Here is a 12,747-nt window from a genome sequence, read left to right on the forward strand (position 1 = left end):
TGCGAAGAGTCGATGAAGACTACAGCAGGTCATTCAACTGATCGACCAGGCTCTCGAAGTGGCTCAGTGCCATGTCGACAGGTTTTGGGCTCTCCATGTCGACACCAGCATCTCGCAGCAGATCGAGCGGATACTTCGAGCAACCACCCTTCAGGAACGACAAGTAATCGGTCAGTTCCTGCTTGCCGCCATTGAGCACTCGCATGCTCAGCGCGATCGCTGCCGACAAACCGGTCGCATACTTGTACACGTAGAACGCGCGGTAGAAGTGCGGAATGCGGAGGCATTCCAACTGCAACTGCGGGTCGATCGCGAAGTCGGGACCGAAGTAGCGTTCCAGCAAGCCACGATAGACTTCCTGCAGCGACTTCGAGGTCAGCGGTTCGCCTGCTTCACACATGGCGTGCGTGATCTTCTCGAACTCGGCGAACATCGTCTGACGGATGATCGTGCCACGAATCGCGTCGATGTCGCGGTTGATCAGATAGGCCCGTTCCAGATCGTTGGTGGCGTTCTCTTGCAGGTACTGGCTTAGCAGCTGTTCGTTGAACGTACTGGCAACTTCCGCGACAAAGATCGTGTAGTTGTAGTACTGATACGGCTGCGTCTTGGCCGAGTAATAGCTGTGCATCGAGTGGCCCGCTTCGTGAGCCAACGTGAAGACGTCGTCCAGCACGTCGACTTTGTAGTTCATTAAAATGAACGGAGCCGCGTCGAACGTTCCGCAACTGAAGGCACCACTCTGCTTGCCAGCGTTCGGGTAACGATCGCACCAGCGAGCCTTGGTCAGGCCATCCTTCAGGACGTCGCAATATTCCGGACCGAGTGGAATCATCGCTTCCATGATCATGTCGACCGCTTCGTCCCACGTTTGCTTCTTCTTGATCTGGTTCAAGATCGGCACGTAGGTGTCGTAGTGGTGGATGTCTTTCAGCTTCATCTTGCGGCGGCGAAGTTCCAGGTAACGGTGGACTGCCGGCAGATGGTTGTGGACCGAATCGATCAGGTTGTCGTAGACCGACTCTGGAATGTTATCGCTGTACATCGCCTGGTGACGCGCACTCTCGTAACCACGCACGCGAGCGTAGTAGACATCTTTCTGGATCGAACCAGAAAGGGTCGCGGCCAGGGTGTTCTCGTGGGCCTGGAACTGATCGAAGTATTGCTCGAACGCCTTCTTACGAACCTTGCGTTCTGGCGACAGCAGGAACTCGATGTAGGTCGAGTTCGTCAGATCGCAGTCTTCGCCGTTCTCGTTCTTGACGGTGCCGAACTTCATGTCGGCATCCAGCAGTTGGCGGAACGCCTTGGACGAGGCACCTGCCATTTCGCTTTGCATGGCCAGAAGGCGTTCTTCCTTCTTGCTCAGCGTGTACTTCTTGTAGCGTGTCATCCGTTCGAGGACGAGACGATAGCCCTTCAAGACCGGATCGTCCATCAACTCTTGCAGACGCTTGGCAGGGATCGCTTGAATTTCGGGAGCGATGTAACTGGCGGCCTGGCCCAGCTTGCTGGCGACCGACTGGAAGCGAGCCAGGCGACGCTGATTGTCGTCGTTGGCCTGGTCTTCGGTGGTGCGGAGATAGGCATACACGCCCAAGCGTTCGCCGAGTCGATCGACTTCGGTATCGAACTTCAAGCAGGCCAGCAACTCTTTGGCACCATTGGCCAGCGTTCCTTTGAACTTGTCGAAGCCTGCTTCTTTCTTGGCCAGCTTGGCGAAGTCTTTTTCCCAGGCGTCGGCATCCGGGTAAAGGCTACTCAGATCCCAGGTATCGCCAGCGGCGACTTCCTCTCGTTTGAGGGTCTTTTTGACAGACTTCTTCGCGGCTTTGCCAGTGGTGGCCATGTTGGTTCCTTTACGGGGTTCTTCAATCGGCATGCTTCCACGCAATCGTAACGCGTTAAAGCATACGATTAAAGACGAGCATGTGCGGCGAAAAGCGTACCGCTGAGGGGTATTCAGACGGCCGAAGGGCCTGATCTTCGGCCTAACCAGACGTGGAGAAAGCCTTCCGTGAAGAAATGGACCGGCCGAAGTGTCGCTGCCGGGACACTTACCACTGGAAGACGGTCGTGCCCCACGAAAGCCCGGCACCAAAGCCGCATAGCAGAATGCGATCGCCTGGCTGGACGAGTCCCTTTTGCATCGCTTCGTCGAGCACAATCGGAACGCTGCCCGCCGACGTGTTGCCATAGCGGTCGAGGTTCACAATCATCTTCTCGCGCGGGAAGCCAAGATTCTCGCAAGCGGCGTCGATAATGCGGACATTTGCCTGGTGCAGCATCACCAGCGAGATGTCGTCGACGGTCAGGTTCGCGTGATGCAGCACGTCGCGGATCGAGTCTTCGATCACACGCACCGCCCACTTGAAGACCCCGCGGCCATCCATATGCAGGTACTGCTTGCCTTCGGCCAGGTTCTCCGCCGTCAGTGGTTCGCGCGAGCCACCACCAGGGACGCACAGCATCTCGGCCCCTTCGCCTTCGCTGCCGAGCGTGTACGAGATCATGCCTTGCTCTTCCGAGCCAGGACCCAGGACTACCGCGCCGGCACCATCACCGAACAGGGGATAAGTCTTCTTGTCGTCGGGATTGGCGATCCGCGACAGAAGGTCGGCACCGACGACCAAGGCCCGACGGCTGGTTCCCGTTTTGATGAACTGGGCCGCGGTGATCATGGCGTAAAGAAAGCCGGCACACGCAGCGCTGACATCCATGGCCGCCGCACGAATCCCCAGACGCTGCTGCAGCCGGCACGCGGTCGACGGGGTGAGCGAATCAGGGGTGAACGTCCCGACGACAATCAGGTCGATCTCGCTGGCATCGACACCGGCCGATTCCAACGCGGCGATCGCCGATTCATACGCCATGTCGCTGGTGGCCAGGTCCGCAGGAGCATGCCGACGTTCCTGAATCCCGGTGCGCTGGATGATCCATTCCGGATCGCAGCCGAGCGACGAAAGGTCTTCGTTCGGGACTACGGTCTCTGGCACGTAGCTGCCGGTACCGAGAATCTGAAAACCCATCAACGAACGAAGGTGGCTCCGATCGGAAGGAACCGGACGCGTCGAGTTGGCTTCGCTACGGGGAGAGGAATTAGGTTGCGCCGTCGCCATGCTGTCGTTTACTGAGAGAACCGGAGCGGGAAAACGGTGTAATGTACCACAATTGCCATTGGCCCTCATGCCTATTTCGAGCGGCGTTGCGCTGAAAGTAACGAGAGAGCCGGCTTGGCAATTATAGAAGTTCGGCCCGCAAAGCTACCGCATCGACAAACACAGGTCCGTCGAACGGCGTGGGGAAGACCGCCACTTTCATCCGCATCCGGGTCAGTTTATCGACCCAGCGTTCGTTGAAGCTGGAGAGTTTGATTGCCTTAGGGGCATGTTGTCGCCACTTATCCGTAGCGCAAAGGCGGGCGTGCTGTTCATCGGGCCAAACGACCAGCCCTTTCTTGCCATTGTCGTCGGAGGCTTCCGCCCAGCCGTCGACATACAGCCCCCACAACTCTTGCGTCTCGGATACCTTGCGAATGAATACTTGCAGGCGATCAGGACCACTCAGGTCGACCATGCCGGCATACTTGCCTGAGGACATTGGGCCTCTCCCAATTTGTTGCTTGCTATTTGCTGAGAAAAGATCCGGAGAACTTGCCACTTTCTCCGGGCATCGCTGGCCACTACGCGGCACGGTGGGGATCGTGCCGCGTTAAAAGGGAAACATTTCGTAGTCGATTTGAGAACCGACTGCTACACAGGTTCGTTCGGGATATCGACCCAGGCCCGCTTTTCGTGCGACTCGAGCACCGAGTCAGCCACGATCTGCGCCATCAAACCTTCGTAGTAGCTCGGCACCGCTTCGCGACCTTCGCAAATCGCCGAGACAAATTCCCAGATCAGATCATAGCGGAAAATGGTCGCCGCTTCACCCATATCGGTGGTGCGTGGGCTCCCTGCAGGGGTCAGGAACTCTTCCGGCACGGTGACCGGGTGAAGGTCGTCCCCCGTCTTGCCCAGCAAGATGGTATTCGGTTCGTGCAGCTGATACACGGCCGAACCTTCGCTGCCGTTGATCTCGGCCCACTCGTGACCGAAACCGTTACGGTGATAGCCTTTGGCGAGGGTCGTGCCTTCCCAGACACCGACCGCGCCGCACTCGAATTCGCCGATCAGCGACGACCAGTCATCCACTTCGCTAGGCGGGCAAGGCTTGCCGTCGGCGGTGACATCGCGCTTGGTGAACTGAGCCACCGCGCCGCAGACGCTCTTGATCGGGCCCAGCAGATCGCGGGCGAAGTCGATACGGTGGATCGTCATGTCGAACAGGTCGCCGGCACCTGCTTTGTCTTTGTACTGACGCCAGCCCCAGCTCGTTTCTGGCCAATCGAGGAATCGCTGGCTACGGAAGTGGCGTGGTTCGCCCAGTTGGCCCGATTTCAACAGGCTTCGCAGGTACCGCATCGACGGAGCAAAACGGTACGTAAACGCGGTCATATGAACGACTTTGTTGTCGCGAGCCGAGTGATACATCTCGCGAACTTCGCCGGCGTTCAGCCCAAGCGGCTTCTCGGCCATGACATGCTTGCCGTTCTGCGAGGCAAGCAGCGAGATCTCTCGGTGGGTGAAGTTAGGGGTCGCGATGATCACGGCGTCGACTTCCGGATCAGTACAAATCTCTTCCACACTTGTGGTGGTCTTGGCGACTCCCCAGTCCTTCTTTCGCTGCTCAAGCAGCTCGGTGCTGGTATCGCAAGCGGCAACCAACGTGGCCCGCGGATCGATGTTGATACCAGGGACATGGTGATAGTGACTGACAGCGCCGGCGCCGATAATAGCGATTTTGACGGGGTTTTCGGCAGAATGCTGGGACATTGGGGCAATCTCTTGGGATTAGGTCAGATAGGGTGGATTCCTTAAAAGTGGGGCCAATGGGCATGATTTAGCCACTGGTTTCACACCACCTTCAGGGAGCCCTCCGGGAAAGTTGTTTTAACAAAAATTTAGGTACTCGACCCCCATTAAAGGGTGTCCGAAAGGTGAAAAAAGAATAGACTCAAAAGGATTAGATCAGCCTTGGGGCGTGACCAGGGTACCGACTTTTTCTAACCTCTAGCCCCGCTCTTTAACAATATGTGCCTATTGGCAATCCAATACCGAAGCGTTCCCGAGGCGCCGATTCTCCTCGCCGCAAACCGGGAAGAGTTTTACGATCGTCCCACGTTGGCCCCTTCGATTCAATCGGGGAAGCCTCGAGCTTTGTGTGGAATTGATCAACAAGCCGGGGGTACCTGGCTCGGTGTCAATCAGCATGGGCTCGTTGTCGGATGCACCAATCGCCGCAAAATGAAACGACCTGCTGTCCCCCGTTCGCGTGGGCTGCTTTGTCGTGAATTGTTGCGGGCCAGCAGCGCTCAGGCTGCGGTCGAAGTGGCGATGGAAGGGCTGATGTCGGAACAATACGACGGTGTCAACTTCATCATGGCCGACGCTGACAGCGGTTGGGTCGTGCATGGTGGCGACGACGTGAATGCCCAGCGTCTGGAAGATGGCTTGAACCTGATCGGCGGCATGGATCTGAACGATCCACGCGACGAACGTGTTCAGTTGGCCCATCGCCTGATGACGCTGCAGACCTTGGACTCGGCTGTGAAATTCCTGGCCGTCTCCAGCAAGGTGTTCGCACGTCCACCAGCAGCTCAAGGCCGTCCTGGCATGGTCATCGAAGGGAAGGAATGGGGAACGGTCAGCTCCACGCTGATCTCGCTGGGCAAAAAGCCTCGCGACGCCATCTTCCAATACGCAGAAGGTGCACCGACCAAGGTTGGTTACGAAGATTACTCGCCACTGCTGCGAGATATCCTCAGTCGCGGTCTCCGCGAAGCACGTGCCTCGCGAGCCGAAGCCTAGTCTCCGCTGGACGCAATGCAAACAATTGAAAGGGCACTTCACTGTGGTGAGGTGCCCTTTTTTCGTACCCTTGGTTTCAGTACCAGGATGCATGAGGGCTTGCTGAAGCAGGCGGCCAGGTATCCTTCGCAGGCGATCGGATGGAAACAAGCAGTTGGCGACCAACAGCGTCGCTCGAAAATCTGAAGCACCGTAACCAGGTCACCCAGACCTTGCGGCGTTTCTTTCTGGGGAAAGGCTTCTGGGAAGTCGAGACTCCGCTTCTCTCACGCGACACGGTGATCGACACGCATCTCGATCCGGTGCCGGTCACGCTGGCCTGGGACCCGGCACGGCCAGACCAGGGAGACCGCTACTATCTTCAGACCTCGCCGGAGTTCGCCATGAAGCGGCTCGTCGCGGCTGGTGCCGACGCGATCTTTCAAATCTGCAAAGCGTTTCGCCTGGCCGAGGTGGGCGCGCACCATAATGTCGAGTTCACTCTCGTCGAATGGTATCGCGTCGGTGACGACCTGGCGGCCGGCATGCAGCTGTTGTCCGATCTGGCGGAAGCGGTCCTGCAGCGCGGTCCGGCCCATCAACTGAGCTACCGCGAAGCCTTTCAGGCGCACCTCGATTGCGACCCGCTCGAAGCATCCGGCAAGCAGTTGCGAGCGATTGCCGAGACGCACAACGTCGACGTGCCAAGCTCTTTCACTGACGAAGATCGTGACGCACTGCTCGAGCTCCTGTTGTCCGAGTTGATTCAGCCGAAGCTCGGAACGCTGCAGCCAGTGATCTTGTATCACTATCCCGCATCCCAGGCCGCCTTGGCTCGGATCGATGCCGACGATGCCCGCGTGGCGTGTCGCTTCGAGCTTTTCGTCGACGGGATGGAGCTTGCCAACGGGTACGACGAGTTGCTCGATCCGGCGATCCTGGTCGAGAGAAACCGGGCCAATAACGAGGCCCGCGCGGCGCTGGGCAAGCCGACGCTGCCGGAAGAAAGCCAGCTGATCAACGCCATGCAGGCCGGATTGCCAGCATGCAGTGGCTGTGCCTTGGGGCTCGATCGATTGCTGATGGCCGCCTTGCGGGCGAGTTCGATCGATCAGGTGATTCCATTTCCGACGCGGCAAGCGTAGTCGCTGCCGCCGATCGTTATTCGACGACCAGCGGAAGCGGCAGATACTGGGGTGCCCGAGGGATGAAGTACGGAATCTGAAGCTGCGAGATCTCGCGGGCCAGCGACCGGATCTCGGCGTCGTTCAATTGCTTCTTATTCAGTCCATCGAGGAAGCCGTTGGAACTGCTCAGGCTGAAGGTGTGTTCCCAGATCGGATCCGGGTTTCCGCCCCGTAGCAGCGCCAGCTTGGCCTGGCCAAGGCGATGTTCCAGCGATGCCGGCTCCACATTGAAGCGGAACGTGATGTCCTGGTCTGCCGCGTACGACATGCCATACTGGCGAAGCTGTTGGACAATCGCGTCGCCGATTTGCGTGCGTGCTTTCTCGATCGATTCGCCTGACTCGCCGCGCATGTACACCAACAGCGACGCCTTCACGCCAGGGCCGACGATGCAGTTCTCTGGTGTCTTCATCGCTTCCAGCGAACGCTCGACTTCCTCCCACGGAATCGCAATCATCGTGATCACTTCGGCGTCTTCGCCAAAACGCCCCAGCACGAAATAGGGGTCGAGCACGGCGATCTGATCCGATTCGCGTTGCGGGCGTTTGATCTGGGCGGTGATCTTGCGTGACTCGCGATGGATCACGTTGCCATCGACGATCCAGCCTTTGTTGTCAGGCAGCCAGGTAAGGCTGTGTTCGTTGAAGCGGCCATACGGAATATTCACCGGAATATCGTGTTTGATCTGTCCGCTGCCATCCCACACGATCAGCCGCTGTACGTCGAACGAGCTGTAGATCGCCGCCATCTCTTGGCCATCGGGCGAGAACTCGAGGTCTTCGATCGAGTTCGCACCCAGGGTCGATTGAAAGCGTGCCGTCGGGTCTTTGATCGGTGCGGCCAGGTTACCGGCATAGCGGCCATCGGCCAGTGTCAGCACCGAGACTCGGTCCCCTTCGACCAGTGCCAGGTACTTACCATCGGGCGAAACGGTCAGCTGGCCTTCTTCGATTCTCGTCGTGCGAACCTTGATGTCGCGCGTCCGGCGGTTCTCTTGCAGGTCCCAGATCACCAGCGTCTCGCCACCATCCGGAGCCACCAGCAGGTAGCGGTTGTACATGATCTTCATCACTGGATAGCTATAACGCGACTGACCCGGCACGGTCGCGACCAGTTCGCCACTGACCAGATTCCAGACGTTGACCGACCTGCCTTTGTCGAAGTTGCTGCCTCCATAGGCGGCGAAGTACATTCCATTGGCGCTCAAGCAACGAAAGTCGCCGATCTCGGGCGATTCAGGCAGCGTTTGAACGACCCGCTTCGACTTCACATGCCAGACGTCGTTATTGACGATCACCACCGGGCAACCAGGAGGACCGGTGGTGATCTGAGCTTTCTTATCCGCAGGAATGCGAATGTCGGCCGCTTCAATCCAGGGAGACTTTTCGAGTTGTGCGAAGCACTGCGTGCTAGGAAGCGACATCGCAGGCAGAAGCAGCGTGGCGAGGCACGCGATCAGGGAAATTCGTACCGAAAAAGGCATGACTTCAGTCGAGTGATTGAGTGAGCTGGCAAGTCTGTTTCTGGCTACGATTATGCATACCCAGCCTAGGGAGGGGAATGCGAAAAACGCGCAGGCGGGCGACTTTCCTCGACCTTTCGCGTGATGGGATACCTTGTTAGACGAACTTCGCGAAAAAAACGTTCTCGATTTAAAAACCTGTCGAAACGTCTGTATCCTCCGTTGATTTCACGGGATGACTGGTCTGTCGCGCGGTGGAAGTGGAACTGGGCCATTTCGGGCAACCGTTTCCTGGAGTCGTTTTGACTCTTGGGCTAAAAAGAACGCAGGAAATGCTGCTGGCAGCTTGCCAGAAACGACTTTCAGCCGAGGTCATCTATGAGTGCCAAGCCCGGCCTGTTTCTCAAGAAGGCGAACGACGACCTTGTCTCGCATTGCAAATGTTCGCCGTCGGTCTGGATCGCCGGCCCAGGGCAGCTTGATTGTCCGTGGTGTGGTTGTGGTTGGCTTTTCATCTGTCCACAGTGCCGCCGGGCATTCACCTTTGCCGTGGCCGAGTCGTGTGACTTGACCTGGGAAGAACTGGCCTGGCACGACCTGAAGACTCGCTACTCCGAACCTCCGACAGACGAAGAAGTCGAAATGTGGATCGACTGCATGAAGTCGGTCGTGGGTGATCTGGAAGAAGGGAAGCAGTACGTCTATCTCGATTTCTACGCCATCCCGGTCGACGCCGAGAACTTCGACTTCGACGGAATGTTCTCGCAGCACAAGCTGCTGTGGGTCCCCCAGGTCCAAGCCCTCACTAAGCCCGCCATCGTGGACGAAGTCTTATCGAACCCCGACTACTGGCTCGACCGCCGCATCGACATCGACGACGAATACGACGTGCCGGGGTGAGGGTGATTCAATCGCAACACGACCCTTGATTTGAAGCCGCGTGAAAATCCATCTCAGGCGAATTGAGTGTTGCGTGGATGGTATCTGTTTTGGGTGGGCGGGCGACTGTGAAGATTAGGTTCATTTTCAATCGCTGCAGTCTGGTGTCTCGTGGAGGGAAGGGGATTGTTGGGGGTTGGCTTGAAAGAGAATGCGAGTTTGCGGCGACCTTATTGCTGCGTTTGAGCAGCGATCTTGGTTGTTGCTTGTGTCGTCAGAAAATTTCGAAAAAACAGGGAAAGAGCGATAGGCGAAAGGTCGCTCGAAGTTGCTCCTTGTTGCGACGTGACTCCCTCGACTAGAGTGACGGGGACCGGTTCACTTGGTCCCACCCTCACCCGCGCGATTCTGTCCCTGGAGTCATCCCAATGCGTAAGCGTTTCGGCTTTACTCTCGTCGAACTGTTAGTTGTGATCGCCATCATCGGCATTCTGATTGCCCTGTTGTTGCCGGCTGTTCAGCAGGCACGCGAGGCAGCTCGTCGGATGCAGTGCACCAACAATCTTAAGCAGCTGGCACTGGCGATGCACAACTATCACGACACGTTCCAGGCCTTGCCGGCGCGGGTTGGTGGTACGTTGTCGAACCAGCAGCGTTTGAGTGGTTGGATCGGGCTGCTGCCGTTTCTGGAAGAGAAGCCGCTGTACGATCAAATCGCCAGTGGCAACGGCACCGCACCTCCATTTGGCATCAAGCCTTGGCAGGATTTCGCTCCGTTCAACGTGCAAGTTCAGAAGCTGCTGTGCCCGTCCGATTCGGCGGAAGGCATCGACCCGAACAAGTATGGCGGCAAGGGTAGCTCGAACTATGCGTTCAGCATTGGGGACTGTGCGCGTTATACGCTCGATCATCAGGCGTACGAATCGCGCGGCGTGTTCTCGTTCTACAAGTACTGCAATTTCAAAGACATCACCGACGGCTTGAGTAACACGGTGCTGCTGGGCGAAAAGGCCTTGGGCACCGACCAGAAGAAGTTGATCGGCGGCATCGTCGTGACCGGCAGTCCGTGGGTGATCAATCAACAGGATGGTATCAATCCTGGCATCTGCCTCGCGATGCGTCCGCTTGGTGGCACGTACGACAACAGCGTTGCCTTCGCCGATTTCAACGGACGTCGCTGGACGGACGGGGCGGTCAACCTGCAGGGGTTTTGCACGATCCTTCCACCGAACGCTCCAAGCTGTTCGCGAAAGGCCAACGATTGGTCGGAAGGCATCATCTCGGCCTCCAGTTATCACCCAGGCGGAGCCAACGCGGCGATGAGCGATGGTTCAGTCGCCTTCATTCCTGAAACGATCGACACCGGTGACCTTTCGCAAGTCGCACCAAGCAACGGCCCTTCGCCTTACGGTGTGTGGGGTGCGATGGGATCGAAGTCGGCGGGCGAGTTCGCCCAGGTTGCCAACTAAGGTGGCTGCCTGAAAAGCCTCAGTGAATCGTAAGTCGGCCAGCGAACGTGCGGTCGACTTGCCCCACGAACTCACTTTCTTTCTGGTCGACTTGATGGAACCACGCCCCATGCTGACGTCACTTCGCTTTGTTTTGCTTTGTCTTATCATGCTCTCCTTGGCGGGCTGCGCGGCAGAACCGCTGCTGGAAGGTGCTGCCAAAACGACGGTCTCGGTGACACTCGATGGTCAGCCGGTCGAAGATGCCGCAGTCGTTTTCACGCCGGTCGGTGGAGGCCGTTCCGGCGTCGGGCGAACCGATGCCCAAGGGATCGCCAAGATGGGCACTTCCAACTACGCCGACGGGGTTTTCCCAGGCGAATACAAGATTGTGGTCGTTAAATCGATCGACGATCCCAGCAGTGCACCGTCGCCTGCCGAGGATCAGCACGAAGTGCAAGGACGCGGCCGGCCGGTGTATGCCAAGCAGTTGTACCTGGTCCCGGAAAAGTACATCAGCACCAGCACGTCGGGGCTCAGCACCATCGTCGAGGCGGGCGTCGAGAACGAAGTAACGCTCGACCTGACCAGCGACCAATAACGGATCGCGTCGCCCGCTTGCGTGTCGCGAGCAAACACCGCGCATGAAAAAGGCCTGACTTGCCGTGGCGAGTCAGGCCTTTTTTCTGCTTCTTGGAGGGTAGGGCGAAGGTTACTCGACCAGCATGTGGCTGATCGCTTCCCAGCGGCCGCTGCGTTCGCTGCGGAAGACCGCTTCGATCACTTCCATGTTGGCTACCGCATCCGAGATTGGCGTGGGGACCTCGGTGTCTTCCAGGATCGCCTGGGACATCAGGTCGCCTTGGACCGTGTACTGGTCGGCGGTCGGGACTTCAATCTCGGTGATCTCTTCCCCTTGCTGATGCCACAAGATGCAGGGCTTGTCGGGCGGAGCGTTGAACGGAATCTGGATTTCGACGCGTCCTTCGGTTCCGTGGATATGCACGCGCTGGTAAGGAGCGAGCTTCGTTCCGCAGGTGAACGTGCTCATAATGCCGCCGAAGTCGATCATCACCGAAGCGACAACGTCGGTCTTGAACTCTTCGTCGCGGGTCACCGAGGCGATCACCTTTTCCGGTTCCCCCTCCAGGATGAAGCGTGATAACGAAATCGGATAGCACCCGATATCCATCATGCCGCCGCCACCCCATTCGGCGTTGTTGCGGATGTCGCCAGGGTTGTTATTGAAGTAAGAGAAAAAGCTCTGGATGCTGACCGGCGTGCCGATGCCACCGTTGCGAACGATTTCGCGAGCCTTCTGCCACTGCGGATGGTGCCGGTACATGAACGCTTCCATCACCTTCAGGTTTGGGTGCTGGTGGGCGATGTCGGCCAGTTGGCGGGCCTCTTCGACGTTCAATCCGATCGGCTTTTCACACAAAACGTGCTTACCAGCGTGGATCGCCTTGATGGCCCATGGCACGTGCATATGATTCGGCAGCGGGATGTAGACCGCGTCGATGTTCGGGTCTTCCAGCAGTTCTTCGTACGAGCCGTAAGCATTCGGGATGTGCAGCTTGTCCGCAACCGTGCGGGCGTTGTCGAGCGAGCGCGAGGCAATCCCGGTAACTTCGCAATAGGTTCCGCGCTGCATGCCGGGAATAACCTTCACGGTACCGATTTTCGCGGTGCTCAGCACACCCCAACGAACTTTACTCATCGGGCCTGTTCCTATCTGTTATGCAATGATGTGTGGGGAGACGAGATTTGGGATCTGGCAGGGTCAATTTCAGTGTAACGAGAGCCTCGCAAAAGACCCAGCGACAATGAAATATTGCGATAAAAAATCCTATAAACATCCTAGGATAAAGGCAATATTTGAG

At 57.7% G+C, this 12,747-nt stretch carries 11 protein-coding genes; 5 read left to right on the forward strand and 6 right to left on the reverse strand.

The genetic code is table 11. The annotated features are described in order from the left end of the window. Positions 1 to 19: 19 nt before the first annotated feature. From pepF to AB1L30_RS22540, 4 genes are all read right to left on the reverse strand, one after another. A complete protein-coding gene (gene pepF, locus AB1L30_RS22525) occupies positions 20 to 1,849 on the reverse strand; it encodes an oligoendopeptidase F (protein WP_367016206.1) in 1,830 nt (609 codons plus the stop codon). A 208-nt stretch (positions 1,850 to 2,057) separates the two neighbouring features. Further along, positions 2,058 to 3,119, reverse strand: a complete 1,062-nt coding sequence (locus AB1L30_RS22530) for a beta-ketoacyl-ACP synthase III (protein WP_367016208.1) — start codon at positions 3,117 to 3,119, stop codon at positions 2,058 to 2,060. A gap of 121 nt (positions 3,120 to 3,240) precedes the next feature. Further along, on the reverse strand, positions 3,241 to 3,600 hold the full coding sequence (locus tag AB1L30_RS22535; protein ID WP_367016210.1) for a DUF2750 domain-containing protein: 360 nt from the start codon (positions 3,598 to 3,600) through the stop codon (positions 3,241 to 3,243). Between the two features lie 152 nt (positions 3,601 to 3,752). Continuing rightward, positions 3,753 to 4,874 (reverse strand): Gfo/Idh/MocA family oxidoreductase, encoded by a 1,122-nt coding sequence (locus tag AB1L30_RS22540; protein ID WP_367016212.1) that lies wholly within the window; start codon positions 4,872 to 4,874, stop codon positions 3,753 to 3,755. Between the two features lie 258 nt (positions 4,875 to 5,132). Between AB1L30_RS22540 and AB1L30_RS22545 the strand changes: the two genes are divergently transcribed. Both AB1L30_RS22545 and epmA read left to right on the forward strand, forming a co-directional pair. Continuing rightward, on the forward strand, positions 5,133 to 5,909 hold the full coding sequence (locus AB1L30_RS22545; RefSeq protein WP_345088486.1) for an NRDE family protein: 777 nt from the start codon (positions 5,133 to 5,135) through the stop codon (positions 5,907 to 5,909). A gap of 140 nt (positions 5,910 to 6,049) precedes the next feature. Continuing rightward, positions 6,050 to 7,033: an EF-P lysine aminoacylase EpmA gene (gene epmA / locus AB1L30_RS22550; protein WP_367016214.1), complete on the forward strand. Its 984-nt coding sequence runs from the start codon at positions 6,050 to 6,052 to the stop codon at positions 7,031 to 7,033. Positions 7,034 to 7,049: 16 nt separating this feature from the next. Here epmA and AB1L30_RS22555 read toward each other — a convergent pair whose 3' ends face one another. Then, positions 7,050 to 8,558 (reverse strand): hypothetical protein, encoded by a 1,509-nt coding sequence (locus AB1L30_RS22555; protein WP_367016216.1) that lies wholly within the window; start codon positions 8,556 to 8,558, stop codon positions 7,050 to 7,052. Between the two features lie 357 nt (positions 8,559 to 8,915). Here AB1L30_RS22555 and AB1L30_RS22560 point away from each other — a divergent pair, with 357 nt between their 5' ends. The 3 genes from AB1L30_RS22560 to AB1L30_RS22570 all read left to right on the forward strand — a co-directional run bounded on the left by AB1L30_RS22560 (position 8,916) and on the right by AB1L30_RS22570 (position 11,465). After that, positions 8,916 to 9,437: a hypothetical protein gene (locus tag AB1L30_RS22560; protein ID WP_367016218.1), complete on the forward strand. Its 522-nt coding sequence runs from the start codon at positions 8,916 to 8,918 to the stop codon at positions 9,435 to 9,437. 407 nt (positions 9,438 to 9,844) lie between these two features. Continuing rightward, positions 9,845 to 10,885 (forward strand): DUF1559 domain-containing protein, encoded by a 1,041-nt coding sequence (locus AB1L30_RS22565; protein ID WP_367016220.1) that lies wholly within the window; start codon positions 9,845 to 9,847, stop codon positions 10,883 to 10,885. 22 nt (positions 10,886 to 10,907) lie between these two features. Then, the gene (locus AB1L30_RS22570; RefSeq protein WP_367016222.1) at positions 10,908 to 11,465 is read left to right on the forward strand and encodes a hypothetical protein; all 558 of its coding nucleotides are present in this window, start codon (positions 10,908 to 10,910) and stop codon (positions 11,463 to 11,465) included. Positions 11,466 to 11,576: 111 nt separating this feature from the next. On the opposite strand, the gene AB1L30_RS22575 is transcribed toward AB1L30_RS22570, so the two are convergent. Beyond that, entirely contained in the window at positions 11,577 to 12,584 is a 1,008-nt protein-coding gene (locus tag AB1L30_RS22575) for a Gfo/Idh/MocA family oxidoreductase (protein ID WP_367016224.1), read from the reverse strand. Between the last annotated feature and the right edge of the window lie 163 nt (positions 12,585 to 12,747).

The organism is Bremerella sp. JC817, from assembly GCF_040718835.1.
Lineage (GTDB): Bacteria > Planctomycetota > Planctomycetia > Pirellulales > Pirellulaceae > Bremerella.

What these genes read in the sequence shown, in the direction of transcription:
- pepF (WP_367016206.1), bottom strand. Translation starts at nt 1,849, where the DNA reads ATGGCCACCACTGGCAAAGCCGCGAAGAAGTCTGTCAAAAAGACCCTC.
- AB1L30_RS22530 (WP_367016208.1), bottom strand. Translation starts at nt 3,119, where the DNA reads ATGGCGACGGCGCAACCTAATTCCTCTCCCCGTAGCGAAGCCAACTCG.
- AB1L30_RS22535 (WP_367016210.1), bottom strand. Translation starts at nt 3,600, where the DNA reads ATGTCCTCAGGCAAGTATGCCGGCATGGTCGACCTGAGTGGTCCTGAT.
- AB1L30_RS22540 (WP_367016212.1), bottom strand. Translation starts at nt 4,874, where the DNA reads ATGTCCCAGCATTCTGCCGAAAACCCCGTCAAAATCGCTATTATCGGC.
- AB1L30_RS22545 (WP_345088486.1), top strand. Translation starts at nt 5,133, where the DNA reads ATGTGCCTATTGGCAATCCAATACCGAAGCGTTCCCGAGGCGCCGATT.
- epmA (WP_367016214.1), top strand. Translation starts at nt 6,050, where the DNA reads ATGGAAACAAGCAGTTGGCGACCAACAGCGTCGCTCGAAAATCTGAAG.
- AB1L30_RS22555 (WP_367016216.1), bottom strand. Translation starts at nt 8,558, where the DNA reads ATGCCTTTTTCGGTACGAATTTCCCTGATCGCGTGCCTCGCCACGCTG.
- AB1L30_RS22560 (WP_367016218.1), top strand. Translation starts at nt 8,916, where the DNA reads ATGAGTGCCAAGCCCGGCCTGTTTCTCAAGAAGGCGAACGACGACCTT.
- AB1L30_RS22565 (WP_367016220.1), top strand. Translation starts at nt 9,845, where the DNA reads ATGCGTAAGCGTTTCGGCTTTACTCTCGTCGAACTGTTAGTTGTGATC.
- AB1L30_RS22575 (WP_367016224.1), bottom strand. Translation starts at nt 12,584, where the DNA reads ATGAGTAAAGTTCGTTGGGGTGTGCTGAGCACCGCGAAAATCGGTACC.